This window comes from Meiothermus sp. QL-1, from assembly GCF_003351145.1.
Taxonomy (GTDB): domain Bacteria; phylum Deinococcota; class Deinococci; order Deinococcales; family Thermaceae; genus Meiothermus.
The window spans coordinates 80,718-106,616 of record NZ_QQSV01000008.1 but is presented as its reverse complement, the minus strand read 5'-3'; the positions used below and the strand labels follow the sequence as shown (position 1 = coordinate 106,616).

Annotated in this window: 27 protein-coding genes; 17 read left to right on the top strand and 10 right to left on the bottom strand. The window is 66.6% G+C overall.

Annotation, left to right across the window (positions count from 1 at the left end; genetic code table 11):
- Positions 1-231 precede the first annotated feature (231 nt).
- From DV704_RS09335 to DV704_RS09320, 4 genes are read left to right on the top strand one after another with little or no spacing between them, the layout of a single operon-like run.
- Complete coding sequence (locus DV704_RS09335) at positions 232-561, top strand: hypothetical protein (protein WP_114799308.1); 330 nt, start codon at positions 232-234, stop codon at positions 559-561.
- Complete coding sequence (locus DV704_RS09330; RefSeq protein WP_369911149.1) at positions 558-974, top strand: Tfp pilus assembly protein FimT/FimU; 417 nt, start codon at positions 558-560, stop codon at positions 972-974. The genes DV704_RS09335 and DV704_RS09330 overlap by 4 nt, the downstream gene beginning before the upstream one ends.
- Positions 971-1,396: a prepilin-type N-terminal cleavage/methylation domain-containing protein gene (locus DV704_RS09325; protein ID WP_114799307.1), complete on the top strand. Its 426-nt coding sequence runs from the start codon at positions 971-973 to the stop codon at positions 1,394-1,396. The genes DV704_RS09330 and DV704_RS09325 overlap by 4 nt, the downstream gene beginning before the upstream one ends.
- Positions 1,397-1,406: 10 nt before the next feature.
- Entirely contained in the window at positions 1,407-2,156 is a 750-nt protein-coding gene (locus DV704_RS09320; protein ID WP_114799306.1) for a PilW family protein, read from the top strand.
- 2 nt (positions 2,157-2,158) lie between these two features.
- Here the strand turns inward: DV704_RS09320 and DV704_RS09315 are convergent, their stop codons facing one another.
- Positions 2,159-2,836, bottom strand: a complete 678-nt coding sequence (locus DV704_RS09315) for a hypothetical protein (protein ID WP_114799305.1) — start codon at positions 2,834-2,836, stop codon at positions 2,159-2,161.
- A gap of 74 nt (positions 2,837-2,910) precedes the next feature.
- On the opposite strand from DV704_RS09315, the gene polA reads away from it, so the two are divergent.
- From polA to DV704_RS09250, 13 genes are all read left to right on the top strand, one after another.
- Positions 2,911-5,424, top strand: a complete 2,514-nt coding sequence (polA, locus tag DV704_RS09310) for a DNA polymerase I (RefSeq protein ID WP_114799304.1) — start codon at positions 2,911-2,913, stop codon at positions 5,422-5,424.
- 30 nt (positions 5,425-5,454) lie between these two features.
- Positions 5,455-6,249: an enoyl-CoA hydratase/isomerase family protein gene (locus tag DV704_RS09305; RefSeq protein WP_114799303.1), complete on the top strand. Its 795-nt coding sequence runs from the start codon at positions 5,455-5,457 to the stop codon at positions 6,247-6,249.
- Between the two features lie 52 nt (positions 6,250-6,301).
- Positions 6,302-7,189, top strand: coding sequence for a phosphohydrolase (locus tag DV704_RS09300; protein ID WP_199489971.1), 888 nt, complete (start codon positions 6,302-6,304; stop codon positions 7,187-7,189).
- Positions 7,190-7,246: 57 nt separating this feature from the next.
- Entirely contained in the window at positions 7,247-8,728 is a 1,482-nt protein-coding gene (locus DV704_RS09295; RefSeq protein WP_114799302.1) for a leucyl aminopeptidase, read from the top strand.
- A gap of 50 nt (positions 8,729-8,778) precedes the next feature.
- The gene (clpB, locus tag DV704_RS09290) at positions 8,779-11,343 is read left to right on the top strand and encodes an ATP-dependent chaperone ClpB (protein ID WP_114799301.1); all 2,565 of its coding nucleotides are present in this window, start codon (positions 8,779-8,781) and stop codon (positions 11,341-11,343) included.
- A gap of 16 nt (positions 11,344-11,359) precedes the next feature.
- The gene (gene trxA / locus DV704_RS09285; protein ID WP_114799300.1) at positions 11,360-11,782 is read left to right on the top strand and encodes a thioredoxin; all 423 of its coding nucleotides are present in this window, start codon (positions 11,360-11,362) and stop codon (positions 11,780-11,782) included.
- 163 nt (positions 11,783-11,945) lie between these two features.
- Positions 11,946-12,359, top strand: a complete 414-nt coding sequence (locus DV704_RS09280) for an Hsp20/alpha crystallin family protein (RefSeq protein ID WP_114799299.1) — start codon at positions 11,946-11,948, stop codon at positions 12,357-12,359.
- Between the two features lie 67 nt (positions 12,360-12,426).
- Entirely contained in the window at positions 12,427-13,056 is a 630-nt protein-coding gene (locus DV704_RS09275) for a rhomboid family intramembrane serine protease (RefSeq protein WP_114799298.1), read from the top strand.
- Between the two features lie 18 nt (positions 13,057-13,074).
- Positions 13,075-13,761, top strand: coding sequence for a cell division ATP-binding protein FtsE (gene ftsE / locus DV704_RS09270; protein ID WP_114799297.1), 687 nt, complete (start codon positions 13,075-13,077; stop codon positions 13,759-13,761).
- A gap of 129 nt (positions 13,762-13,890) precedes the next feature.
- A complete protein-coding gene (hpf, locus tag DV704_RS09265) occupies positions 13,891-14,433 on the top strand; it encodes a ribosome hibernation-promoting factor, HPF/YfiA family (RefSeq protein ID WP_114799296.1) in 543 nt (180 codons plus the stop codon).
- A gap of 155 nt (positions 14,434-14,588) precedes the next feature.
- Positions 14,589-15,731 carry a bifunctional glutamate N-acetyltransferase/amino-acid acetyltransferase ArgJ gene (gene argJ, locus DV704_RS09260; protein WP_114799295.1) on the top strand — a complete coding sequence of 381 codons (1,143 nt, stop codon included), beginning with the start codon at positions 14,589-14,591 and terminating at the stop codon, positions 15,729-15,731.
- A 47-nt stretch (positions 15,732-15,778) separates the two neighbouring features.
- Positions 15,779-16,243 carry a hypothetical protein gene (locus DV704_RS09255; protein ID WP_114799294.1) on the top strand — a complete coding sequence of 155 codons (465 nt, stop codon included), beginning with the start codon at positions 15,779-15,781 and terminating at the stop codon, positions 16,241-16,243.
- A 21-nt stretch (positions 16,244-16,264) separates the two neighbouring features.
- Positions 16,265-16,909: a hypothetical protein gene (locus DV704_RS09250; RefSeq protein ID WP_114799293.1), complete on the top strand. Its 645-nt coding sequence runs from the start codon at positions 16,265-16,267 to the stop codon at positions 16,907-16,909.
- Here DV704_RS09250 and DV704_RS09245 read toward each other — a convergent pair.
- The 9 genes from DV704_RS09245 to DV704_RS09210 form a co-directional block, all read right to left on the bottom strand.
- On the bottom strand, positions 16,906-17,988 hold the full coding sequence (locus tag DV704_RS09245) for a metal ABC transporter permease (protein WP_114799292.1): 1,083 nt from the start codon (positions 17,986-17,988) through the stop codon (positions 16,906-16,908). The genes DV704_RS09250 and DV704_RS09245 overlap by 4 nt on opposite strands.
- Position 17,989: 1 nt before the next feature.
- Complete coding sequence (locus DV704_RS09240) at positions 17,990-19,114, bottom strand: iron chelate uptake ABC transporter family permease subunit (RefSeq protein WP_114799291.1); 1,125 nt, start codon at positions 19,112-19,114, stop codon at positions 17,990-17,992.
- Between the two features lie 5 nt (positions 19,115-19,119).
- Positions 19,120-19,860 (bottom strand): metal ABC transporter ATP-binding protein, encoded by a 741-nt coding sequence (locus tag DV704_RS09235; protein ID WP_199489970.1) that lies wholly within the window; start codon positions 19,858-19,860, stop codon positions 19,120-19,122.
- Positions 19,857-20,777 carry a metal ABC transporter solute-binding protein, Zn/Mn family gene (locus DV704_RS09230; protein WP_114799290.1) on the bottom strand — a complete coding sequence of 307 codons (921 nt, stop codon included), beginning with the start codon at positions 20,775-20,777 and terminating at the stop codon, positions 19,857-19,859. Before DV704_RS09230 ends, DV704_RS09235 begins: the two co-directional genes overlap by 4 nt.
- The gene (mntR, locus tag DV704_RS09225) at positions 20,767-21,477 is read right to left on the bottom strand and encodes a manganese-dependent transcriptional regulator MntR (RefSeq protein ID WP_114799289.1); all 711 of its coding nucleotides are present in this window, start codon (positions 21,475-21,477) and stop codon (positions 20,767-20,769) included. The genes DV704_RS09230 and mntR overlap by 11 nt, the downstream gene beginning before the upstream one ends.
- Positions 21,478-21,536: 59 nt before the next feature.
- The gene (locus DV704_RS09220; protein WP_114799288.1) at positions 21,537-22,799 is read right to left on the bottom strand and encodes a glycerate kinase; all 1,263 of its coding nucleotides are present in this window, start codon (positions 22,797-22,799) and stop codon (positions 21,537-21,539) included.
- Positions 22,800-23,289: 490 nt separating this feature from the next.
- Positions 23,290-23,454, bottom strand: coding sequence for a hypothetical protein (locus tag DV704_RS12170; RefSeq protein ID WP_158539618.1), 165 nt, complete (start codon positions 23,452-23,454; stop codon positions 23,290-23,292).
- A 98-nt stretch (positions 23,455-23,552) separates the two neighbouring features.
- Positions 23,553-24,818, bottom strand: coding sequence for a glycolate oxidase subunit GlcF (gene glcF / locus DV704_RS09215; RefSeq protein ID WP_114799287.1), 1,266 nt, complete (start codon positions 24,816-24,818; stop codon positions 23,553-23,555).
- Positions 24,802-25,887 (bottom strand): FAD-binding protein, encoded by a 1,086-nt coding sequence (locus DV704_RS09210; protein WP_114799286.1) that lies wholly within the window; start codon positions 25,885-25,887, stop codon positions 24,802-24,804. Before DV704_RS09210 ends, glcF begins: the two co-directional genes overlap by 17 nt.
- Positions 25,888-25,899: the final 12 nt, after the last annotated feature.

Genomic DNA, 25,899 nt, shown 5'->3' with positions numbered 1-25,899 from the left:
GGGACGTGGCTGCCGCAAAGGTTATTCTGGCGTTGGGCTTGGACGGAGCCCTCGGGGATGGACAGCGGGTAGCCGCTTCCGCGTGAACCGAGAAGCCCCGTTCTGAAGAACGGGGAGTCGTCACGACCACCGGCTGCGCAACGGCGGCTACGGCTACAACATGGTGCTTGGCAATCCAGGGCAGACCATCGGCTGGCGTGTATCGGCCGATCCGAGCGAGAGGGTGCGCTAATGGAGAGGTGGCTGGTTGTACTGGCGGTCTTGCTGCTAGGGGTTTTGTGGTGGCTGAGGCCCCGGGAAGAGGCTTCTGCGGTGACTTCCCAGGCCCGCCCGGCGGTGCTGGTGGAGGACGAGGACCCTTCCTCTTCGGTCCCGTCCAGGCTGGCCGAACAATCCTTGGAGAGGATTGCTCCCTCAACCGTGGACTACGTGACCCGGCGGGATGGGCGCTGGGTGCTGCGGTTCGTGGATGGCAGCGAGCGGGAGGTCTATCCCTTTGAGGTGGGCTACCTGCCCGAAGAAATCCGCCTAAGGATGGACTACAGGCGGGGTGGGCCATGAGGACCGGTTTTACGCTAGTGGAGTTTCTGGTCGCGCTGGTGGTTTTGAGCATTTTGACCCCCATTGCCGCGGTCGGCCTGGTCCGGTATCTGGAGGGCCAGCGCCTGAACCAGGCCCGGATGGAACTGGCCGAGGTGCTCAAGCAGGTGAGCCAGCGGGCCCTTACCGAAAGCCGGGGGTACCGGGTGGACCTGGCGGTGGGGGGAGGTAGCCTGTCCTGGTCTAGCAGCGACGGGCCCCTGGGAAGCCGAACCCTGCCCCACGGGGCGCGCATCGTTTCGGTGAGCCCTGCGGGCCCCATCCAGTTTGCGGGTCGGGGCTTTCCTTTGAGCCAGTACCGGATTGAGCTGGCGCTTGGCAACAGGAGCCGCTCCGTGGTTCTCCTGCCCACAGGAAAGGTGGTGCTGCCGTGAGCTGGAGGGGATTTACGCTGGTGGAGGTGCTGGTGGCCCTGGCCATCCTGACCGTGGCCCTGGGGGTTCTGGCCAGCAGTTTCGGGGGCAGCCTCCGCATAGCCCAGGAGAGCCGGCGGAACGCGGTGGCCACCGAGTATGCCCAGGCCGTGGCCGAGCTTTACCGCACGCACTGGAGCGTACCGGCTAACTTCATAGCCGGCACGTCCCCGGACCTCTCGGCCCTGAACGCCCGCCTCACCGCTGCGGGCTTCTCGGCCACCGTCGATGCCACCGCCCGCCTCAACCCCGACGGGACCGCCTACACCGGCAGCGGGCAGCCTCCTTTGAGGCGGGTGGTGATCTCGGTCTTCCGGGGCGGTGAGCTCAGGACCCGGCTGGTGGTGGACGTGGGCAACCCCAACTCCTCGGCCTTGCGTTAGGAGGTTTTTTATGCGCAACAAGGGTCTTTCGTTGGTGGAACTTCTGGTGGCCATGGCCATCTTCAGTGTGGTCCTGACCCTGGCCAGCAGCCTGCTTTTCAACAACCAGAACCTGACCAGCCGGCAGGTCCTGGCGGGCCAGGTCCACGAGGACGTGCGCCTGGCTACGCTGAGGCTTTCCGATATCGTTGCCCAGGCGGCCTACATCTATCCGAACAATGTTCCCATCATCCTGCCTGGGGGGCTGGTTGTAACCACAGGTAGCCAGGCGCTGGCCGTGCTCCTGCCGCCAAACAGCGCCTACTGCCCTGTCGCGGGTGCGCTGTACTGTGGGTTCGTATTCCGCGTGGAGCCCCGCGCACCCTTCGTAGCGGACCTGGGCCAGACCCAGGGGAACAGCGGCTTTGTGCTGGCAGAGTACCAGGTGCGGGGGGTAAGCTGGCCTGCCAACACCAATCCTGCCCAGATAGCCCAGAACTGGTTGAGCCTGCCCCTGCACGCCCGGGGGGTAATCGCCGACTCTGTAGACCCAGGTCGGACCAACCTCGGCTCGCTCTACTTCGCCGGCAGCGAGAGTTCTGTGGATAGGGTTTTGGCTGTCCTGGGCTCTGTAAGTGGGCTTACCACGAGCAGCCCCAACGCCCTGATCGGTGCGGTCCGGGTAGAGGTTGCGGTTCGCTATACCAACGGTCCCCAAGCCGCACGGCAGGCCGAGATTTACGCGCGCAGCATCCCAAGGAGCGTGCCGCCAGGCATCTAGGGCTACTCGCACTCCCAGGAGGGGTAGGCGCGAACCTGTTGCACGGCGCCGGTTTCGCCGGAAAGCAGGAGGCTGAAGGGGTAGCGCTGGCCGGGTACAGCCTGGCGCAGGGCCGAGCCATTTTGGGTGAAGTATACTCGGGAGGAGATCAGGGGCTTGCCAGCTGCATCGTAGCCCACGGCGACCACCGAGGGGTTTCGGGCAGGCTGGCCGGAGGCGGTGTAGAACCCCCGGACCCGGAAGTTGGACCCTGTTTTCTCGACCCCGACCTCGCTCAAAGCCGCCGTGGTGGGCATGGACCTGAGGCGCAGGCCGTAGGCCCGGATCTCCACCTGAACGGGCCTGGTCTTGAGCTTGGTTAGATCGCGCGAGCGGTAGAACGAGCTGGTCTCACCGGGCGGCACCACGTCTCGATCGGCCATCACCCCGTCGCTGGGCATCCAGCCGGCCTCGCGGGCGGTGAAGCGCTCCACCTCGATGGGCTGTCCTTTTTCGTCCAGGTAGCGGAAGTTGACCTCTACGAAGCAGAGCGCCTCGCGGTAAGGGTTGCGCAGTTCGCCCGCTACTTTGAGAAAACCGTCCTGGATGCGCCAGGTGTGGGCCACAACCTCCACTCGAGCCTCGTTTTGGGCCAGCCCGAAAGCCAGCAAAAGCCCCGCCTGCAGCATGATTTTTCTCATCTTCTGCCCCTTTCTGCGCACCTGCAGTCTAACCCGTCCAGGTTGTCCAGGTGTCATCAGGATAGAATGGCCGGGTGGAGCAGCCTAGCCTCTTCGCGGAAGGGCAGGGCCCCCAGCGCGTCTGGCTGGTGGACGGCCACCACCTGGCCTACCGCAGCTACTTCGCTTTTGGCAAGCTCACCACCTCGCGCGGGGAGCCCACCCAGGCCATCTACGGGTTTTTGCGCAGCCTCCTCAAGCTGTTGCGCGAGGACGGCGACTGCGTGGTGGTGGTCTTCGACGCCCCGGCCAAGACCTTTCGCCATGAGGCCTACCAGGGCTACAAGGCCGGCCGGGCCCCCACCCCGGAGGACTTTCCCCTGCAGCTCGAGCGCATCAAGGAGCTGGTGGACCTTCTGGGGCTCAGGCGCTTCGAGCTGGGCGGCTACGAGGCCGACGACGTTATCGGCACCCTGGCCCGCCGGGCTGAGGAGGCCGGCTACCCGGTGCGGATTCTCACCGGTGACCGGGACAGCTTCCAGCTCCTCTCGCCCCGGGTGAGCGTGGTGCTCCCGGAGGGCCGGGTCATGACCCCGGAGGCGGTGGTGGAGAGGTACGGGGTGGGGGTGGACCAGTGGGTGGACTTCCGCGCTTTGGTGGGCGATGCCTCCGATAACCTGCCTGGGGCCCGGGGGATTGGGGAGAAGACCGCTGCCAGGCTTTTGTCGGCCTGGGGCTCGTTGGAGGGGCTTTGGGCCCACCTGGCCGAGCTGCCGCCCAAGGTGAAGAGGAGCTTAGAGGAGAGCCGGGAAAGCGTTGAGCTTTCGCGCCGCCTGGCCCGGATTCAGACCGACCTGCCCATCGAATTTGATTTTTCTGGGTGCCACCGCCGTGAGCCGAACTGGGCTGCTTTGAGGGAGGTGCTGGAGCGGCTCGAGTTTGGCTCCATCCTGCGCGAGCTGGGCCTGCTGGCCGCACCCCCCCAGGCCGAGGAGGCCTCCTGGCCGCCGCCTCCGGGGGCCTTTCTGGGCTACACCCTGGACCGGCCCCAGCCCATGTGGGCCCGTCTCACCGGCTTGGCTGCTGCTGCGGGGGCCCGGGTCTACCGCGCCCGGCCGGAGGTGGGGGAGCTCGGGCGGTTCCCCGAGCTCAGGGCCCTGCTGGCCAAGGACCTGTCGGCGCTGGCCCTGCGCGAGGGCCTCTGGGTGCCCCCGGGCGACGACCCTTTGCTGCTGGCCTACCTCTACGACCCTTCCAATACCGATCCGGCCAGCACCCTGCGGCGTTATGGGGTGGGGGACTGGGGCGACGACCCCGCCCAGAGGGCCCAGGCCGCCGAGGCGCTCTGGGCGGCGCTTTGGCCGCGCATCGAGGAGGATGCCCGGCTGGTCTGGCTTTATCGCGAGATAGAGCGGCCCCTGGGCGCGGTGCTGGCCCGCATGGAGGCCCGGGGGGTGCAGCTCGATACGGCCTATTTGCAGGCCCTTTCGGAGGAGCTGAGCAAGGAGATGGGCTACCTCGAGGCCGCCGTCCACCGCCTGGCCGGGCGCCCTTTCAACCTGAACTCGCGCGACCAGCTCGAGGTCGTCCTCTACGACGAGCTGGGCCTGAGGGCTCCTGGGCGCAAGACCCAGACCGGCAAGCGCTCCACCGCGGCCAGCGCCCTGGAGGAGCTGCGCGGCCAGCACGAGATTGTCGAGCGCATCCTGGCCTACCGCGAGCTGGCCAAGCTCAAGAACACCTACCTCGACCCCCTGCCCCGCCTCATCCACCCCCGCACAGGCCGGCTGCACACCCGCTTCATCCAGACCGGCACCGCCACGGGGCGGCTTTCCTCCCAGGACCCCAACCTGCAGAATATCCCGGTGCGCACCGAGCTGGGCCGCCGGATTCGCCGGGCCTTCGTGGCCGCTCCGGGCATGCGCCTCATCGCCGCCGACTACTCGCAGATTGAGCTTAGGGTGCTGGCCCACTTCTCGGAGGATGAGAACCTCATCCGGGTCTTCCGCGAGGGAAAGGATATCCACACCCAGACCGCGGCCTGGATGTTTGGCGTCGCCCCCGAGGCGGTGACCCCCGAGCAGCGGCGGGCGGCCAAGACCATCAATTTCGGGGTACTCTACGGGATGTCGGCCCACCGGCTGGCCGGCGAGCTTTCCATTTCCCACGCCGAGGCCGAGCAGTTCATCGCCCGCTACTTTGCCTCGTACCCCCGGGTGCGGGCCTGGATCGAAAAAACGCTGGCCGAGGCCCGGGAGCGGGGGTATGTGGAGACCCTCTTTGGCCGCCGCCGCTACGTGCCCGATCTGAACGCCCCGGTGAAAAGCGTGCGCGAGGCGGCCGAGCGCATGGCCTTCAACATGCCCATCCAGGGCACGGCCACCGGGGACCTGATGCGGCTGGCCATGGTCCGGCTGGCCCCCCGGCTGGAGGCCCTGGGGGCCCACCTAATCCTGCAAGTCCACGACGAGCTTTTGGTGGAAGCCCCGGCCGAGCGGGCCGAGGAGGTGGCGGGGGTGGTGCGGGAGGTCATGGAGGGGGCTTGGTCGTTTGCGGTGCCCCTCGAGGTGGGCGTGGGCATAGGGGAGAACTGGCTGGAGGCCAAGTAGGGTATGCTTGGGGCCGGCTGGAGGTGGTCTATGTCCGAGTTCGAGGTACCCGAGTTCGAGTATCTGGGCTACGAGGTGGAGGGCCAGGTGGCCCTCGTGACCGTTCGGCGGCCCCAGGCCCTCAATGCCCTCAACCAGGATGTCCTCTTGGAGCTGGCCGAGGTTACCGAGGTCATCGCCCAGGACCCTAGGGTGCGGGTGGCCATCTTCACCGGGGAGGGGCGGGCTTTTGTAGCAGGGGCCGACATCGGCGAGATTGCTGCTTTGGAGGATGTCTTTGCCGCGCGGGAGTTCGCTATTCTGGGCCAGTCGGTCTTCAACGAAATCGCCGCGCTGCCGCTGCCCACCATCGCAGCCATCAACGGGTATGCCCTGGGCGGGGGGCTCGAGCTGGCCCTGGCCTGCGACCTCAGGGTGGCGAGCCACAAGGCCCGGCTGGGCCTGCCCGAGGTGGGCCTGGGCATCATCCCCGGTTTCGGCGGCACCCAGCGCCTGCCGCGCTTGCTGGGGCGGGGCCGGGCCCTTGACCTCATCTACACCGGGCGGCATGTGACCGCGGAGGAGGCCCTCAGCCTGGGCTTGGTGAACCGGGTGGGGGAGGATGCCCTGGAGACTGCGCGGGAGCTGGCCGCGCTCATCCTCAAGAACGCGCCGGTGGCCCTGGCTTTGGCCAAGGAGGCGGTGGGCCGGGGAGAAAACCTCGATCTGCAGGAGGCTTTGGAGATCGAGGCCGACCTCTTTGGCATGGCCTGCGCCACCCAGGATATGCGGGAGGGCACCCGGGCCTTCCTGGAGAAGCGCACCCCTGAGTTCAAGGGAGCCTAGGCGTGTGTCTTTTGTCACGGCCCTTCCCGGGCACCAGCCCTACCATCAGGGCATGGAAGGCAGTTCGGTCATGAACGAGCGCACCGTCCAGGTCACCCAGCCCAAGGCCAAGCTCTACGTGGAGGCCGACCTGGCCATCCGCGAGGGGCTGCAGCGTTACCCCAAGGCCCTCTCGGCCTACGAGATGCTGAGCGGAGACCCCGAGGCCCGGGGCCACTGGGACATGGCCAACTACATCACCGTGCGCAAGCTGGGCTACAACGACCACGGACGGGTGCATGCTCTTCTGACCGGCGCGGCCAGCGTGACCATCCTGCAGCTTCTCTCCGACCATGGGGTGCGCCCCGACATCGTAGAAAGCGGGGTGGGTGACCTGGACGACGCTTTTTTGGTGGTTCTCCTCTCCACCATGCTGCACGACATCGGCAACCAGGTCCACCGCGTGCGCCACGAGGCCTTCAGCGTGATGCTGGCCATGCCTATCTTGGACCGCATCCTGGAGAAGATTTACCGTGACCCCGAGCAGCGCACCGAGCTGCGGGCCTTTATGCTCCACGCCATCCACTGCCACGACCTCGACCCCGAGCCCCTCACCATCGAGGCCGGCATCACCGCGGTGGCCGACGGCACCGACATCACCAAGGGCCGGGGGCGCAAGGCCTTCGCCCTGGGCTCGGTGGACATCCACTCCATCAGCGCCTTGGCCGTGGACGAGGTGCAGATTTTGAAGGGTGAGCGGGTTCCGGTGGAAATCCGGGTGATTATGAACAATTCCGCCGGCATCTTCCAGGTAGAGGAGGTCCTCACCAAAAAGGTGCTCCGCAGCCCCATTCGCGACTACGTTACGGTCATTGCCAGCACCCACGAGGGCGAACACGACCAGCGCATCATCCAGCGGGTGCGCCTGCACGAGACCGAGCCCCGTTTCCGGCTGGACTAGGTGGCTTTGGGGGCTTCTGGGCCCTTTGGGCCATCCTGTGGTATATTTCGCGGGAATATGAAGCTAAAGGTTAATTCGGCGCGGCGCTTTTTGGACGAGATTCCTGCTCCTTTGGCGGTGGTGGGGGTCTGGGGCGGTGAATTGAGCGAGGAAGGCCAGAAGCTGGACCAAAAGTACCAGGGGGCTTTGTCCCGGGTGATGGAGGCCCTGCGCTTTAAGGGAGACCTGGGCGAAAGCGCGCTGGTAAGTCTCAATTCCTCGGCGGAGCCCAGGTTTGCCCTGCTCTTTGGCCTGGGCAAAAGGCGAGGGGTAAGCCTCGAGACCGTGCGGCAGGCCGGGGCCAAGCTGGTGCAGGAGGTGGCCCGGCTGGGCTTTCGCGAGGCCGTAAGCGAGACCTTCCTGGCCGAACGGCTGGGCAAGAAGGAGGCCAGCTACGCCCTGGCCGAGGGGGCCCTGCTGGGGGGGTATAGCTGGGGCCGCTACAAGACCACCGAGCGGCGAGCAGAGCGGCTGCGCCTGTGGCTGGCCCGCTCCTCAGGCCCGGCGGTGGACCGGGCCGAGGTGGTGGCCGAGGCGGTTAACTATGCGCGGGACTTGGTCAACGAACCCCCCAACCGGCTCACCCCAGCAGAGCTTGCGCGCCGGGCCGAGGCGCTGGCGGCGGAGCTGGGCCTTGGGGTGGAGGTCTGGGATGAAAAAAAGATCAGGGAGGCCGGCATGGAGGCTTTCTATGCCGTGGCCCAGGGCTCGGCCAACCCGCCCCGCTTCATTCAGCTCACCTACAAGCCTGAAGGACCGGCCCGGCGGGTGCTGGCCCTGGTGGGCAAGGGGCTTACCTTTGACACAGGGGGCTATTCCCTGAAGCCCGCTGCCGACCAGATCACCATGAAGAGCGATATGGCCGGGGCAGCGGCCGTGCTGGGGGCCATGCGGGCCGTTGCCCGCCTCAGGCCTGGGGTGGAGGTGCGGGCCTATGTGGCGGCAGCGGAGAACATGATCTCGGGGCAGGCCTACCGGGTCTCGGATGTCCTGGGGAGCCTGGCCGGCAAGACCATCGAGGTCATGAACACCGACGCCGAAGGGCGGCTGACCCTGGCCGATGCCATTGCCTATGCCGATCGGCAGGGAGCCGAGGCCATTGTGGAGCTTTCTACCCTGACCGGGGCCTGTGTGGTGGCCTTGGGGGAGAGGATAGCGGGGCTTTTCACCAACGACCCCCGCTTTGGGCGCGAGGTACAGGAGGCCGCTGAGCGGGCCGGGGAGAAGGTCTGGCCCTTGCCCCTGGAGGAGGAGTACCTTGAGCTGCTCAGGTCGGAAACCGCCGACCTCAAGAACACCCACGGGCGCAGCCGGGCCGCTGGGGCCATCACCGCCGCTTTGTTTTTGGCCCAGTTCACCGAGAAGCCGCTGGTCCACCTGGATATCGCCGGCCCGGCCTACAGCGAGAAGCCCCACGCCCTGGGCCCTGCGGGGGGCACGGGCTTTGGGGTGCGCACGCTGGTGGAGTTGCTGGAGGCTGCTGGCGGGTCGGAGGCCTAGGCCCGGCTAATCTTGACAATATTACGCTCAACTTTCATACTACTCTTAGTATGAACCTCGAGCGTTTCACCGAACAGGCCCGCCAGGCCATCGCCCAGAGCCAGGTGCTGGCGCGGGAGTCCGCGCACGCCCAGATCGACCTGCCCCACCTGGCGACGGTTTTGTTGCGCGATGCGGCCGGCTTGGCGGCGCAGGTGCTGCGAAGGGCCGGGCAGGACCCCCACAGCATCTACCAGGCCGCCCAGACCGAACTGGGCCGGCTGCCCAGGGTCTCGGGCGCGCCAGGAGGGCAGTACCTGTCGGCCCGGTTGGCCTCGGTTCTGGAGCGCGCCGAGAAGCTGGCCTCGGAGCTCAAGGACCGCTTTGTGGCTCTGGACACCCTCCTGCTGGCCCTGGCCGAGACCGGCTACGGGGGGCTGCAGGCGGAGGGGGTGCGCCGGGCGATGCTCGAGGTGAGAGGAGGTCGGAACGTGAACTCTGAGCATGCCGAGGGAACCTACAACGCCCTGGAGCAGTACGGCCTGGATCTGACCCGCCAGGCCGAGCAGGGCAAGCTGGACCCGGTGATCGGGCGGGACGAAGAGATAAGGCGGGTCATCCAGATTCTTCTACGCCGCACCAAGAACAACCCCGTACTGATCGGTGAGCCCGGGGTGGGGAAGACGGCGGTGGTCGAGGGGCTGGCCCAGCGCATCGTGAAGGGCGATGTGCCCGAAGGGCTCAAGGGCAAGCGCATCGTGAGCCTGCAGATGGGTTCCCTCTTGGCTGGGGCCAAGTACCGGGGCGAGTTCGAGGAGCGGCTCAAGGCGGTCATCCAGGAAACCGTCCAAAGCGCAGGCCAGATTATCCTCTTCATTGACGAGCTCCACACCGTGGTGGGGGCAGGTAAGGCCGAGGGGGCGGTGGACGCGGGCAACATGCTCAAACCGGCGCTGGCCCGGGGCGAGCTGCACCTGATCGGGGCCACCACCCTGGACGAGTACCGCGAGATTGAGAAGGACCCGGCCCTGGAGCGGCGCTTCCAGCCGGTTTATGTGGACGAGCCCACGGTGGAGGAGACGGTGAGCATCCTGCGGGGTATCAAGGAGAAGTACGAGGTGCACCACGGGGTGCGCATCTCCGACCCGGCCCTCATCGCCGCAGCCCAGCTCTCGCACCGCTACATCGCCGACCGCAAGCTGCCGGACAAGGCCATCGACCTGGTGGACGAGGCCGCGGCCCGGCTCCGCATGGCGCTGGAGTCCTCGCCTGAGAGCATCGATGCCCTGAACCGCAGGAAGCTCCAGCTCGAGATCGAGCGGGAGGCCCTCAAGAAGGAGACCGACGCCGAGAGCAAGTTCCGCCTGGGCGAGCTGGAGAAGGAGATCGCCGGGCTCGAGGCCGAGATTAAAAAGCAGCAGGCCCTGTGGGAGGCCGAGCGCGAGGTGATGCAGAAGCTTCGCGCGGCTCAGCAGCGCCTGGACGAGGTGCGCAGGGAAATTGAGCAGGCCGAGCGGGCCTACGACCTGAACAAGGCCGCCCAGCTCCGCTACGGCGAGCTGCCCAGGCTGGAGCAGGAGGTCAACGAGCTGGCCGACCAGATGGCCGGAGCGCAGTTCGTACGGCCCATGGTTACTGAGGAGGACATCGCGGCCATCGTCTCGCGCTGGACTGGCATCCCGGTGGCCAAGCTGATGGAGGGCGAGCGGGAGAAGCTTTTGCGGCTGGAGGACGAGCTGCACCGGCGGGTGGTGGGCCAGGACGAGGCCATCCGGGCGGTGGCCGATGCCATCCGGCGGGCCCGCGCCGGGCTCAAAGACCCCAACCGGCCCATCGGTTCCTTCCTCTTCCTGGGGCCCACCGGGGTGGGCAAGACCGAGCTGGCCAAGACCCTGGCCGCCACCCTCTTCGACACCGAGAACAACATGGTGCGCCTGGACATGTCGGAGTACCAGGAGAAGCACACCGTGGCCCGTCTCATCGGGGCCCCGCCGGGGTATGTGGGCTACGAAGAGGGAGGGCAGCTCACCGAGGCGGTGCGGCGGCGGCCCTATTCGGTGGTGCTCTTCGATGAGATTGAGAAGGCCCACCCGGATGTGTTCAACGTGCTCTTGCAGGTTCTGGACGACGGCCGCCTCACCGATGGCCAGGGCCGCACGGTGGACTTCCGCAACACCGTGATCATCCTCACCTCCAACCTGGGAAGCCCCCTGATTCTGGAGGGCATCCAGTCCGGCCTGAGCTACGAGGGCATTCGGGAGCGGGTTTTTGGCGTTTTGCAGCAGCACTTCCGCCCTGAGTTCCTCAACCGGCTGGACGAGATCGTGGTCTTCCGGCCTCTGGCCCGGGAGCAGATTGCCGCAATCGTGCAGATTCAGCTCGAGGCCGTGCGGCGCCGGTTGAGCGAGCGCCGTGTTGCCCTGGAGCTCTCGCAGGAGGCCCTCGACTTCCTGGCCAGCCGCGGCTACGACCCGGTTTTTGGCGCCAGGCCCCTGAAGCGGGTGATCCAGCGGGAGCTCGAGACCCCGCTTTCGCGCAAAATCCTCGCAGGCGAAGTGCCCGATGGGGCCCACGTCTACGTAGGCCTCGGCCCTCTGGGCCTTACCTTCGAGACCCGTACAGCGGCAGCGGCCTAGCTGCTAGGAGGCGCCTATGCCAGGTGAGAATGTTGTCGCTTGCGTTCAGTGTGGTGCCAAGAACCGCCTCGGCAACCCCCCTGCGGGCCAGGTGCCGGTCTGCGGAGCTTGCAAGAAGCCCCTGCCCTGGCTGGTGAACGCCACCCAGGGGCTTACCCCAGAGCTGCAGGCCAGCGTGCCGGTGCTGGTGGACTTCTGGGCGGAGTGGTGCGGTCCTTGCCGGCTCATAGCTCCCATACTGGAGGAGCTGGCCCGGGAGTACGCGGGCCGGCTCAAGATCGTCAAGCTCAACGTGGACCACCACCCCCTGGCCCAGGCCGCCTACCATGTGCAGGGGATTCCCACCCTCATCCTATTCAAAAACGGCCAGCCGGTAGAGCGCATCGTAGGGGCTGCGCCCAAGCCCATGCTGGTGCAGAGGTTGGAGCCGCACCTGTGAGAAGCGTTAGCCGGGGTGGCCCGGAAACAGGAGCGCCCGGGTCCATGCGGACCCGGGCGCGGGCTTTTCCCGGGGGCTGACCGGACGAATCTTCATGGTTTTTTCAGAACACTTGACAACAAGTTACTCAACTTTTATATTTGTGATTGTAGAGGAGGTTAGGATGATTCGCTACAACCCTTTCCGCGAGATTGAGCAGCTCCAGAATGCCCTGCTGCGCAGCCTCCTGAGCCCGGCGTCAGAAAGCGCCAACACGCCTTTGGTGGACGCCCTGGAGGACGAGAAGGGGGTGCACCTCCTGGTCTACCTGCCAGGGGTGGAGCCCGGGCAGGTGGAGGTGACCACCGAGAACAACACCCTCACCATCCGGGCCGAGCGGCCCTTCCAAAAGCCTGAGAACGCCAACCAGTGGCGGCTCGAGGGGGCCTACGGCAAGTTCGAGCGGAGCTTCGTCATTCCCAACACCTACGACCTCACCAGGATCGAGGCCACCTTCAAGCACGGGATTCTTTATCTCGACATCCCCAAGGCCGAAGCAGCCCAGCCCCGCCGCATCGAGGTGCGGGTCAATCCCTAACCCCAGCGTGCCCCGGCGAGCCCCCCTTGGTGGGGGGTTTCGCCTTGCCTTGGGGTAACCTAGGGCCATGTTTCCCCTGCACGACATCAACCGGGCCCGGCGGCGGCCCTATGGGGTCTACGGGCTGGTGGTTCTGAACCTCCTGGGCTTCTTCTACACCTACTTTCTCACCGACCCCGCCTACGTCGTTCAGACCTACGGTTTTGTGCCCGCTCGCTTCCTGGCCGACCCCTGGGGGGACTGGCCCACCCTCTTTACCAGCATGTTCCTGCACGGGGGGGTGCTCCACCTGCTGGGCAACCTGTGGTTTTTGTGGGTCTTCGGGGACAACGTGGAGGACCGCCTGGGCCATGGGCGCTTCCTTCTCTTCTACCTGGTGGGGGGGGTGGCCGCGGCCTTCGTGCAGGGGTTGATGAGCGGTTTTGCCGATGTGCCCATGATTGGGGCCTCGGGGGCCATCTCGGCCCTGCTCGGGGCCTACATCGTGCTCTACCCCCGGGCTCTGATTCTTTCCCTGATTGGCTGGATTCCCGTGCCGGTGCCGGCCTTCATCTACCTGGGGTATTGGCTGCTGATCCAGTTTTTGGGCGACTTTATGGGCCAGGAGGGTATTGCCTTCTGGGCCCACATCGGTGGGTTTGTGGTGGGGGCTTTGCTCATCCGCCGCTTCGATCCTCGCCCGCGCTCTGTGGTGTAGCCTGGGGGGCAGGGGCGTATGATTCACTTCCACCGGGTGACGCTGGAGTACCCCCGCACCAGGACCAAGGCCCTGTTCGATGTGAGCCTGGAGATTAAGAAGGGCGAGTTCGTCTTTCTGGTGGGGCATTCGGGGGCTGGAAAGTCGAGCCTTTTGAACCTCATCCTCAAGCGCCTCGAGCCCACCCAGGGGGCGGTCTACTTCGCTGGGGAGAACCTCAAGGCCTTGCGGGGCGACCGGATTGCGCTGCACCGCCGGCGGATTGGGGTGGTCTACCAGGACCATCGCCTGCTCAGGGACCGAACCGTGGAGGAGAATTTGCTCTTCGTGCTGCGGGTGCTGGGGGTACCCGCGGCTGAGTGGGCTCCTCGGGTGACCCGGGCTTTGCGCCAGGTAGGGCTGGTGCACAAGAAGCGGGCCTACCCCGAGGAGCTCTCGGTGGGGGAAGCCCAGCGGGTGGCCATCGCGCGCGCGCTGGTAGGCGACCCGCCGGTCCTGCTGGCCGACGAACCCACCGGCAACCTGGACCCGGCCAACGCTTTGGCGGTGTTGGAGATCCTCAAGGGGGCCCACGCCCGGGGGGCCACCGTGCTGGTGGCCACCCACGCCCGCGACCTGGTGGAGGCCTATCCTCAGCGGGTGGTGGTGCTCAGGGCAGGCCAGCTGGTGCGGGACGAGCGCGATGGGCGCTATAGCCTAACATAGTAGACCATCTGGGTCAGCCCATAGTCAGCTCGGACATCCATCCCTCACCCCAGGTGATAGTATGGGTTCACCAGGCGAGGGGGTGTCTTCGGGTCTACAGGTTGGGCTTCGCCTGGTTGGAGGGCAAGCATGAACGTTTATAAACTGGTCGGTCGTCAGATCGAGATTACCGAGGCCCTCAAGAACTACCTGGACAAAAAGATGGCCCGGCTGGACCGCCACTTCAACGACAATGCCGAGGCAAAGGTGGTGCTTTCTTTGGCCCAGGGCCCCCGCATCGAGCGCCGGGCCAAGGCCGAGATTCAGGTCAACGTGCCTGGGGGTATCGTGCGGGTGGAGGAGGCTGACCCCGACATGTACGCGGCGATTGACCGGGCCATCGACCGGCTGGAGTACCAGCTCAAGCGCTACAAGGAGCGCTACTTCCAGCGGGCCCGCCAGCTCGCCTCGGTGCCTGCGGCGCCCCGGATGGAGGAGCCAGAAGAAGAAGCACCTCGCATTGTGCGCACCAAGCGCTTCGTCATGAAGCCCATGACCCCGGAGGACGCAGCCTTTGAAATGGAGGCCCTGGGCCACGATTTCTTCGTGTTCCGCAACGCTGCCACCGAGCAGATCAATGTAATTTACCGCCGCCGCGACGGCAACTACGGTTTGATCGAGCCAACGACCTAGTCACGCCCCAGCCCGCTGACGCTCGCAGCGTTTCTGGGGTGCGTCCGGGGCTTTGAGCGCTCCTGGTGCCCTCCCCAGCAACCTGCTCCATGGCCAGGGGCAAAAGGCCGGCGATAGGTGGTGAATCCTGGCGTTGGAAAGGATATCCTGCTACCATGCGACTTCCCGTTGGTTTTCGTGCTGGGGCCACCCGGGCAGGCATCAAGCCCTCGGGCAAGCCGGATCTGGCCCTGTTGGTCTCGGGAACCCCATGCAACTGGGCTTTCGTAGGAACCCTCAACAAGGCCGCCGCTCCTTGTGTGGTGCGGGGCCGCGAACTGCTGGCGGGCAACAGGCCGCTGCAGGCTGTGGTGGTCAACGCCGGCAACGCCAACTGTGCTACCGGTGAACAGGGTGTGTGGGCCGACCGACGAATGGCAGAGCTGGCCGCCGAGGAGCTTCGGCTTCCTCCCGAGGCGGTGCTGACCGCCTCCACGGGGGTGATAGGGCAGCCCCTGCCTTTGGAGAGAATTGCCGCGGGCCTGCCGCAGATTCGGCTGGGCCTCGAGCTGGACCCCTTCGCCGAGGCCATCATGACCACCGACCTGGTGCCCAAGATGGCCGAGGCCACCCTGGGGGGCGGGGCCCGGGTGGTGGGGGTGTGCAAGGGCAGCGGCATGATAGCCCCCCAGATGGCCACCATGCTGGCCTACATTGTCACCGATGCCCAAGTTTCCCAGGAGGAGCTGCGCCGGGGCTGGAAGGAGGTGGTGGACAAAAGCTTCAACCAGGTCACGGTGGACGCCGACACCTCCACCAACGACATGGCCGTTCTAATGGCCAATGGCGCTGCGGGGCCGGTGGATCTGGGCGAGTTCTGGCGGGCGGTGGAACAGGTTTGCATAGAGCTGGCCCGCAAGCTGGCCCGCGACGGCGAGGGCGCCACCAAACTGCTCACGGTGAGGGTAACCGGGGCCCTGAGCGACGCCGAGGCGCGCAAGGCGGCCCTGGCAGTGGCCTCGAGCCCCCTGTGGAAGAGCGCGGTTTACGGCAACGACCCCAACTGGGGCCGGATCATGATGGCCCTGGGCAAGTCTGGGGTGGCGCTCGAGCCGGAAAAACTCCGCATCAGCCTGCAGGGGATTCCCCTTTACCAGGGGAGGGTGCTTGGGTTCGACCGGCCAAGCGTCAGCCGGGCTATGCAGGCTGAAGAAGTTCTGGTAGAGGCCGACCTGGGCCTTGGCCAGGGCGAGGGCATGGCCTGGGGTTGCGACCTGACCGAAGAGTACGTGCGCATCAACGCGCTTTACACCACCTGAGTGGCGAGGGTGAGGGGCAGGTGCTAGACTGGGCGTGGAGGTAAATTATGAACCGCCTAGTCCCCCTGGTGGTATCTTTCTCTCTCCTTTGGGCCTCTTTGGCCCACGCCCAGGCCGGCTACCTGGGCCTTTATACCGGCACCTACGCGGCGATAGGGGTGCAGTACACTGCCGAGCCCATTCGCTTCAGCGTGGGACTCGATCCGTTCTGGTACGGCTTTGGCCTGACGGGGGCGGTGGACGTCAAGCTGGGCGGCTTCAGCCTCGCCCCCGCTCCGGAGGTGCGGCTAGAGGGTTACTTTGGGGCTGGCGCCAACGCCGGTTACTACTTCAACAGTTACCTTTTCACCAGCGGGGGTGGCTTGGTGGCGGATGCCCACGGGCTGGTGGGGCTGGAGTACAGACTGCCTGGCATGCCCTACAGCGTCTACGCTGAAATTCAGCTTGGGGCTCGGCTGTTGCCCACGGTGGCCTTTTATCCAGGAGGGCGGCTGGGCCTAAACTTCCGCTAGCGGCTCGGATAGTATGGGGGGGTGCGGTACGCACCCCTTCTTCTTCTATTGGTGGCTTGCTCGCGGCCGGTGGATGCCCAGCCGCCCCTCATCGGCATCACCCAGCCCCGGGGTGGGGTCATCGCCCAGCGGGCCTTCGTGGTGCAGGGGTACGTCTTGGACGACTCGGGGGTGAAGAGCGTGAGGGTGGAGGGGAAGGAGGTTCTTCCCGAGGCCAGCCGGGGGCAGAAGCTGGTGCACTTCAGCTTCCGGGTGCAGGCCCCCCAGTCGGGGCAGGTGGAGCTCAAGGTGGAGGCCACCGATATGAGCGGCCAGACCCGCACCGTGCGGATGCCTTTGGTGCTGGATGCCCGTCCGCCGCAGATTATCCTGGAACGGGCCGAGTGGGTGGTGACGGTGCTGCAGCCGGCGCGGACCCGCACCCTGCCCGATGGGACCATAGAGGAAATTCCAGCCCGCACCGCCTCTGTCCTTCAGATCTCGGGTCGGGTATTGGACGACACCGGGGTGGACCGGGTCGTGCTGCAGTACAACAACCGCTACGATCCCCTTTCGCTGCCCAAAGGGAAAGAGGTGAGCTTTTATGTGGAGGTGCCGGTGCGGCGGGTAACCCTGATCGCGGTGGACGCAGCGGGCAACCGCAGCAGCCTGGTGGTGAGCCGCTAGGCCGGTGGACGCCGGCCCTCCTCCAGGCCCTTCAGGGTGAGCTGGAGGGCTCCTGGTTTTGGCTCGAGCCACCCTTCCCTCCGTGCTTCCTGCTCCACCCGCTGCAAAAACCTGGGCCGCCAGCCAAACTCCTCCTGCACCTCTTCCCGGGCAACAGGGCCCGGGTGGTGGGCCAGGTGGGTCACCAGCAGCCGGGCGGCCACCCAAAGGCGGTGGCGGGCGTGGCGCGCCCGCGCGGTGAGGTAGCCCTGAGAGGGGGAGAAGAGAAAGGCCAGGGCGAAGAACCCCCCCGCCACCGTGGCCATGGCCCCGGCGATAGAGGTGTCCAGCCAGAGGGCCAGGGCGTAGCCCAGCAGGGCCGAGGCCCACCCGAGGGCCACCGCCAGCCCGATCATGGCCGGCAGGCGGCGGGTGAGCAGGTAGGCGGTGGCGGGCGGTATGATGAGAAAGGCCACGATCAGAATGGCCCCCACCGACTGGAAGGCCCCCACAGCGGTGAGCGAGACCAGGGCCATCAGGGCGTAGTGTAGAACCCCAGGGTAGAAGCCCAAGGCGGCGGCCAGGCCGGCGTCGAAGGTGGCCAGCTTGAGTTCCTTGTAAAAGAGGAGCACGAACAGCAGGTTCAAAAGGGCCAGCCCCCCCATGATCAACCACGACTCGGGCACCTCCCGGCCCAGCAGAACCAGGGTGTTGAAAGGGGCGTAGGCAATCTCGCCGTAGAGCACCGCGTCCAGATCGAGGTGCACGTTGCGGAAGGAGATGGACACCCAAAGCACCCCCAGGCTGAAGAGGACCGGGAAGACGATGCCGATGGCCGCATCGTTTTTGACCCGGCCGGTGCGGACCAGCCCCTCCACCAGGCTCACCGTGAGGAGGCCTGCCCCCGCTGCCCCCAGCAAGGCGGGCAGGGTGGCCTTACCCCCTGAGAGCCAGTAGGCCAGCACAATGCCGGGGAGGACCGCGTGGGCGATGGCATCGGTGACCAGGGCCATGCGGCGCAGCACCAGGAAGCTGCCCAGCAAGGCTGAGGCGGTGGAGACCAGCAGGGCGGTGAGGAGGATGACCAGATCGGGGTTCATCTCAGCTTCTCCGTGGCCCGAGCCGCAGGGCCTGCTCGAGGGCGCTCGCCTTTTCCTGGGCATTGGGGGTTAGGGTATAGCCCTCCGGGTGTGCCCTTACCCAGCCAAGGTCTTGAAGCCGCTTTAGCTCTCGCAGGGCCTTGGAAAGGGGAATTCGGCGGTGCTGGGCTAGGTCTTGGGGGGTTAGGCGGTGGTGGCGGCAAAGCAGGTGGGCGTCCAGCAGCAGATGCTCCAGGTAGATTCGCCGGCGGCTTTGGCGGTTGCGCAGCCCCTCCCAGAAGATTCCCCGCAAGGGGGCGAAGAAGAGCGAGAAGAGGAGGAGGGCGCTTACCGAGAGGATGATGAGCGGCCCGGTGGGCAGGTTCTCCCGGGTGGCCGAGAGCAAAGCCCCCGTGAGGCCAGCCAGGGCGCCGAAAAGGGCCGAGAGGCCCAGCATGGGGCCGAGCCGGTTGGTCCACTGCCGGGCTGCTGCGGCGGGGGCCACCAGCATGGCGGCCATCAGCACCACCCCCACCGTCTGCAGCCCTACCATGACCGCGAGCACTATGAGCGAGGTGAGGAGGGTGCTCAGGCCGTGCAGCGGCAGGCCTAGGCTGGCGGCGTAGTCCGGGTCAAAGGTGATGAGCTTGAACTCCTTGTAGAAGAGGCCCAACAAGGCCAGGGCCAGCCCGACCAGCAGAACGAAGTGCTGCACATCCTCGCCGAGCAGGGTGGCGGCTTGGCCAAAAATGAAGCGCTCCAGGCCCGCCGGGCTGGCCGGGCTGGCGTGCTGAATGAAGGTAAGGAGGCTCACCCCGAAGGCGAAGAAACCTGAAAGCACGACCCCCAGGGCCGAGTCCTCCGGCAGGCGGGTATGGCGGAGCACCGCCAGCACCACAAGGGCGGCCAGCCAACCAGAAATCCCTCCGCCTAAAAGCAGGACGGGCGGCGCCTTGGCCCCGGTGAGCAAAAAGGCCAGGCAGATGCCGGGTAGGGCGGCATGGGCCAGCACATCCCCCAGGAGGCTTTGCCGGCGGAGCAGGGCGAAAGCCCCCAGCACCCCCCCTATCACCCCCAGCAGGGCCGAGCCCAGCGCCACGTTGCGCAGGGTGTAGTCGGTAAGGACCTGGCCGAGAAGCTCGGGCATAACCCTCAAAGGGCCGGGCTGAGCAGGGCTGTACCCAGCCGGCCGTAGGTTTTTTGCAGGTTTTCCGGGGTGTAGGTCTCGCCCATGGGACCGCTGGCGATGACCTGGACGTTGAGCAGGGTCAGATGGTCGAAGTAGCTGCGCACCGTCTCCAGGTCGTGGTGGACCACCACCACGGTCTTGCCCTGGGCTTTCAGGCTGCGCAGCACCTGGAGAATGGCTTCCTCCGTCACCGCGTCCACCCCGGCGAAGGGCTCGTCCATGAAGTAGAGGTCGGCCTGCTGGACCAGGGCGCGGGCCAGAAAGACCCGCTGCTGCTGGCCGCCGGAGAGCTCGGCAATCTGGCGCTCGCTCAACTCGGCCAGCCCCACCTGCTCCAGCGCCCCCAGGGCCACGGCCCGCTCTTTTCTGCCGGGCCGGCGGAACCAGCCCAGCTTCCGGTATAGCCCCATCATGACCACGTCCAGCACGCTGGTGGGGAAGTCCCAGTCCACCGTGTTGCGCTGGGGCACATAGCCGATTCGTTGGCGGGCCTGCTCCAGTGGCTGGCCGAAGAAGCGTACCTGTCCCGAGGCGCTGGGCACCAGGCCCAGCACGGCCTTGAGCAGCGTGGACTTGCCTGCACCGTTGGGCCCCACGATCGCGCAGAGCTGGCCAGGGGGCAAGGTTAGGTCTACGTCCCAAAGCACCGGCCGCTCGCGGTACACCACGGTGAGGTCCCGCACCTCCAGGGGCCAGGGCTTCACGGCGCACCCCCGAGCAAGCCGGTCACGATGGTACGGACATTGTGCCTCACCATCCCTATGTAGGTGCCCTCAGGGGTTCCGCGCGCCCCGGCAGCGTCGGAGAAGAGCTCGCCGCCCAGGAAGACCTGTCCGCCTCGGGCCCGCACTGCAGCGACGACCGCCTCGAGGGTGCGGTGGGGTACGCTGGACTCCACGAAGATGGCCCGGATGCGCCTTTGGACGATGAACTCAGCCAGCGCCTGCACGTCACGGGTGCCGGCTTCGGCTACGGTGGAAACCCCCTGCAGCCCCCGCACCTCCAGCCCGTAGCGCCGCCCGAAGTAGGCGAAGGCATCGTGGGCGGTGATAAGAACCCGCTGTTCCCTTGGGACTCGGGCGATTTCCCGCCGGATGAAGGCGTCGAGCTCGTCCAGCTTTCGCTCGTAGGCCCGGGCGTTGGCCCGGTAATAGGCGGCCCCGGCAGGGTCTACCCGGCTCAGAGCAGCCTCTACCCGGCCTACTGTAAGCCTCCACAGGGAGACGTCGAACCAGACGTGGGGGTCGTAGCCGTGGTCGGTCTTTATGAGGCGCTCGCGGGGAATTGCGTCGGTGATGGCGATGGCCTTGGGCAGGCGCTCGAGGAGTTCAACCATCTTCCCCTCCAGGCCAAGCCCGATGTAGAAGACCAGGTCGGCCCGGGCTAGTCGGCGCACGTCGCCGGCTGAGGCCCGGTACAGGTGGGGGTCCACGCCCGGGCCCATCAGGCCTTCCACCCGCACCCGGCTGCCCCCTATCTGCTCTACCAGGTCGGTGACGAAGTTGACTGTGGTGACCACCTGCACCGGCGTACGGCGGACAGGCTCCAGCCGGTTCAGGGGATCGGCGGCCAGGGCTGGGGTCAGCCCCAGTAGGGTTAAAAGGAGTAATCTACGCTTCATCGCTTACCTCGTCAATCCAGAGCAGCTCGGCCAGGCTGCTCGGCAAAAAGTATCGTTCCTGTTCCGTTCGCACCCGGCTTCCCTTCGGGGTGTGCTCGAGGAGCTCCACCAGGGCCCCGGGCCTCAGCCCCAGGTGGGCGAAGAGGTTGAGGGTGTCCTGGTCCTGGGTGGCCACCCGGGCCACGGTGCCCCGGGCGCCGGGGCTGAGGGCGCTCAGCCGTTGGCCTCGGGGGCCTGGGGGGAGGGTTAGGTCGGCCCTGGGGATGGGGTCGCCGTGGGGGTCGTGGGAGGGGTGGCCCAGCCACTCAGCGATGCGGGCCTCCAGGGCCTCGGAGATGTGGTGCTCGAGCCGCTCGGCCTCGAGGTGGACCTCCTCCCAGCCGTAGCCCAGGGCCTGGTGCAGATAGGCCTCCAAAAGCCGGTGGTGGCGCAACACCTCCAGGGCTACGCGGTAGCCGGCCGGGGTGAGCCGCACCCCCCGGTAGGCCTCGTACTCCACCAGCCCCATCTCGGCCAGCTTCTTGAGCATTCCGGTGACCGAGGCCGGCCGCACCCCCATGCGGTCGGCCAGGGCCTGGGTGGAGACCGGCAGGGTGTCCTCGAGGCGCTCCGAGCCTGAGCCACAGCCCAGCAGCAGGACCTGTTTGAGGTAGTCCTCCTGGGCTTCGGAAAGGGGAGGACGGGCGTCGTGCTGGGCCATGGCGGGTTTAGGCAGCCCTAGAGGGCTGTTCCATATTTTTTAGCTAAGCCTAAAAATTGTCAAGCCGGGCTCTGCTCCACCACCAATGCCCGGTAGTCGTTCAGGTTGTGGGCGGTGGCTCCGGTGATGAATAAATCCCCCAACGCGGTAAAAAGTCCGTGGGCGTCGTTGTTTTCCAGGTAGCCCCTGAAGTCCAGCCCCAGATGGCGGGCTCGCTGCCAGGTCTGGGGGGTGAGGATGGCCCCGGCGGCCTCGGTGTTGCCGTCGATGCCGTCGGAGTCGGCGGCCAGAGCCCAGATTTCCCTTTCGCGCAGGTAGTAGCCGAGCCAGCCTGCGAATTCCTGGTTGCGCCCCCCGCGGCCCTGCCCCCGCACCGTTACGCTAGCCTCGCCGCCCGAGAGCAGAACCACCGGGGGTTCAAAGGGCGTTTTGTGCTGTCTGATGCTCTCCACCAAAGCGGCGTGGAAGCGGGCCAGCTCGCGAGCTTCGCCCTGGAAGCGGTCCGAGAGGATGACCGCGCGGTAGCCCTGCTGCTGCCAGTAGCGCTGGGCAGCCCTGAGCAGGCTCAGGTTGCTGCCCACCAGGCGGTTTTCCACCCGGCCGAAGAGGGGGTCGCCGGGCTTGGGCGACTCGGGAAGCTCCCCCCCCAGGCCCCGCTGGAGGTGGGCCCGTACCTCTGGAAAGTCCAGGCCGTATTTGTCCAGCACCGATAGGGCATCGGCAAAAGTGCTGGGGTCGGGCACGGTGGGCCCCGAGGCCACGACCGAGAGGTCATCGCCCGGCACGTCGGAGAGATAAAGGGCCTGAATGCGCGCCGGGGTGGCCGCCGCCAGCCGGCCGCCCTTGAGGGCCGAGAGGTGCTTGCGCACCGCGTTCATCTCCTGGATGTCGGCCCCCGAGCGCAAAAGGGCCTGGTTCAGGGCCTGCAGGGTGCTTAACCCCACCCCCCAGGGGGCTTCGATGAGCGCGCTCCCGCCGCCCGAGACCAGGACCAGCAGCAGCTCCTCTGGCTTGAGCCCTGCCACCGCCTGCAGAATGGCCCCTCCGGCCTCTACGCTGCGCTCGTCCGGTACCGGATGGCCGGCGGGCAGGATGCGCCCGTTGGGCAGGCTGGGCCAGGTCTGCCCCTCCTCGGCCTTGGGCACCGCGATGAAGGGGACCTGGGGGAAGCGCTGCCGGGCCGCTTCCAGCATGCCCATGGCCGCCTTGCCCACCGCTATGATGAGCGCCGGGGCCTCCTGGGGCAGGTGGGGCTCGGTGAGGCGGGCTGGGTGGGTGCTGTTCAGGGCGTGGTAGAAGCTTTCGATAAGCTGCTGGCGCATGCCTCGAAGGATAAAGGAAGGGGCGTAGGTCTACCCACGCCCCGGGCTGGATGGTGGGTCTCTACCGTGACACGTAGCGCCACTTGAGGTCGGGGGGAAGGCTGGTGGAGGCGCTGAACTCGACCAAGGTGTTGCTTTGGATCGTTGCTATCAGGTAGTTCCACCCCCTTCGCAAGCCGACGTTGTTGAAAGTGAAGGTCGCATTACCTCCCGAACATGTGCCGTTCAGCGTAACGTCGCGGTCTGCGTAGATGAGAAGGAGGACAAACTTGTCGCCCGGCTGGACATTGCCGGTGATGGGTCGGTTGGATATTTGTATGGACCCCGTGGCGCTGGAACTGTTGCCGAAAAAGGCTAGTGCATAGAGAATAGTAGCGATTCTTGCGCTGTTAGGGGTGAAGGTTGGGCAGCCGGCGTTGGGGACGTTCAGGGCGCTATCAGGAGGATTCGGGAGGGTGTAGGTGAGGTTTCCGTTGGCGTCGACGCTGCCCTAGGCAAAGGCTGTGGTGTTGTTGCCGAGGTAAAACTCCGCCCGCCCCGTCTGGCCGCTTGGCCAGTTTTCAATCCGAATACTGGTGCCGCCGCCGGAGGAGCAGGCGGCCAGCAAAGCGAGAACGCCCGTCAACGCCAGGATGGTTGGGATGGTTTTCTGCATAGGTTCTCCCTTCTGTTAGCCCCATTGAGCTGAGATCGACCCCGGGGCCGCTGCAGACCATACAGGAGCCAGGGGGCCTGGGGTGTGACATATGACCGTTATCGGGGGGCGTTTTGGTAGGCCCGCTCGAGCAGCTCCACGGTGTGCAGCACCGGAAGCTCGTGCCCAAGCCTTTTGAGGTGGCTTTGAATCTGGGTAAAGCAGCCGATGTTGCCCGTGACCACCACCTCGGCCCCCGTGGCCAGAATGTTGCGGGCTTTGCGCTCGCCCAGGGTGGCGGCAATCTGGGGCTGCTCGAGGTTGTACGTGCCCGCCGAGCCGCAGCAGAGCTCACCCTCGGGAATCTCCACCAGTTCCACCCCAGGAATGCTTCTGAGAAGCTGACGGGGTTCGGCTCGCACCCCCTGGGCATGGGCCAGATGACAGGCGTCGTGGTAGGCCACCTTGAGGGGTTTCGGCAGGGGGGGGACCTCCCTCAGGCCCAGCTCTACCAGGAAGACCGCGATATCTTTGACTTTGGCGGCCAGGGCCCTGGCCTCCTCTTCCTCAGGCTCGCCGTGGAACAGCAGGGGATACTCTTTGAGGCCCGAACCGCAGCCCGCGGCATTGGTGATGATTGCGTCGTAATCGCCGGCGAAGGCTTTGAGGTTGGTGCGGGCAAGCTTCAGGGCCCGCGCCCGCTCGCCGGTGTGCAGCGCCAGCGCTCCACAGCAGGCCTGGTCCCTAGGGACCACCACCTCGACGCCGTTTAGGGCCAGCACCCGCAGGGTGGCGCGGTTGAAGCCCGGCTGCAGGACCTGCTGGGCGCAACCGGCCAGGAAGGCTACCCGGGCCCGGCGCTCTCCTTCTGCGGGCACCACCTCGGGTAGGGGTTCGGGGAGGGGTAGTTGTTCGGGTAGAAGCTCCAGCGGGGCTCGCAGGGCAGAGGGCAGCAGCGGCTTCAGGGGTCGGGCCAGCCGGCCTAAGGCCGCAGCGGCGCGGAAGCGCTGGGGGTAGGGCAGGGTTGCCTGCAGCCCCAACCGGAAGAGCTTCTCTAGCGGGGGGCGGTGGCGTTTGGCCTCGCTGTAGGCCCGGTAGGTGGTGATGAGCTCGCCGTAGGGCACCCCGCTGGGGCAGGCGGTGACGCAGCCCAGGCAGCCCAGGCACTTATCGATGTAGGGCTGGGCCTCCTCCAGCCTCAGGTTGCCCTCCAGCACCTCCTTCATCAGGAAGATGCGGCCGCGGGGGGAGTCCATCTCCTCGCCCAAGACGGTGTAGGTGGGGCAGGCCGGCAGGCAGAAGCCGCAGTGGACGCAGGCCTCGATGGCCTGGGCCATCACCTCGCCCTGGGGGCCTAGGGATTGGGTGTCAATTTTGTGCTGCATAGGGTTGGAAGCGTCCTTCGGGATCGAGGGCGGCGGTGACTTTCCTGGCGAAAGCCTGCTCCAAGTTTAGGCCGATGAGCGGTTTCTCTACAACACCCCTTAGAACGAGTCCAGGCAAACCCTGGCGTTTGAGCAGCCCATCTAAGGCCTGCAAAGGGCCGCTCCAGGCCAGATAGAGCAGCTGCCCCCCGCTCAGGTAGCGCCGGGGGACCCCCTGCAGGGCCTCTTCCAAGGCCGGAATGCGTTTGGGGCTGAGGGGTACCTTGACCAAACACCCCTCGCCCAGGCGGTTGAGGTCGTTCTGGTCCTTCCAGTACGCGGCCTCGAGGCTGCCCGTTATCGGCTGGGCGGGCCGGCCTAAAAACTCCTCCAGCCGCCTGAGCCGCGCCGGCAGGGCTTCGGGCAAGCCCCCCAGGCGCAGAACCAGGGTGTCCGGGGGCACGAGGTCCAGAGCGTAGAGCTCTATGACCGAGCCCAGAAGGCGGTAGAGGGCTTCCAAGGCCTCTGCCAGGCTGGGGAAGTCCACCTGCAGGGTAGCGGTGGCCTTGGGGAAGGGGAAGACCTTGAAGGCCACCTCGGTCAGAACCCCAAGCCGGCCCAGGCTGCCCACCATCAGCTTGGGCAGGTCGAAGCCGGCGGCGTTTTTGACCACCTTGCCCCCGCCCCGCACCAACTGGCCCGTCCCGTCCACGAACTGCACCCCCAGGATGAAGTCGCGCACCCCGCCGTACCGTTGGCGCAGGGGGCCCGAGAGCCCTGCCGCCACCGCGCCGCCCAGGGTGGCCCCCTGGGCCACGAAGGGCGGGTCAAAGGGGAGGTACTGCCCGTGCTGGGCCAGCAGGGCCTCCACCTCGGCCAGCCGGGTGCCGGCCCTGGCCACGAAGACGTACTCGCCGGGGTCGTACTCCAGGACCCCGGTAAGGCCGGTCATATCCAGCACGGTCTGGCCCTGGTGAGGGGTGGAAAGGGCGGGCTTGCTGCCGCCGCCCCGGGGTAGGATGCGGCGGTGAGCCCTGACGGCCTCCTGGACTTCGGCCGGGCTGGTGGGGCGCAGGACCATGGTGCTCATCGCTCTCCCGGG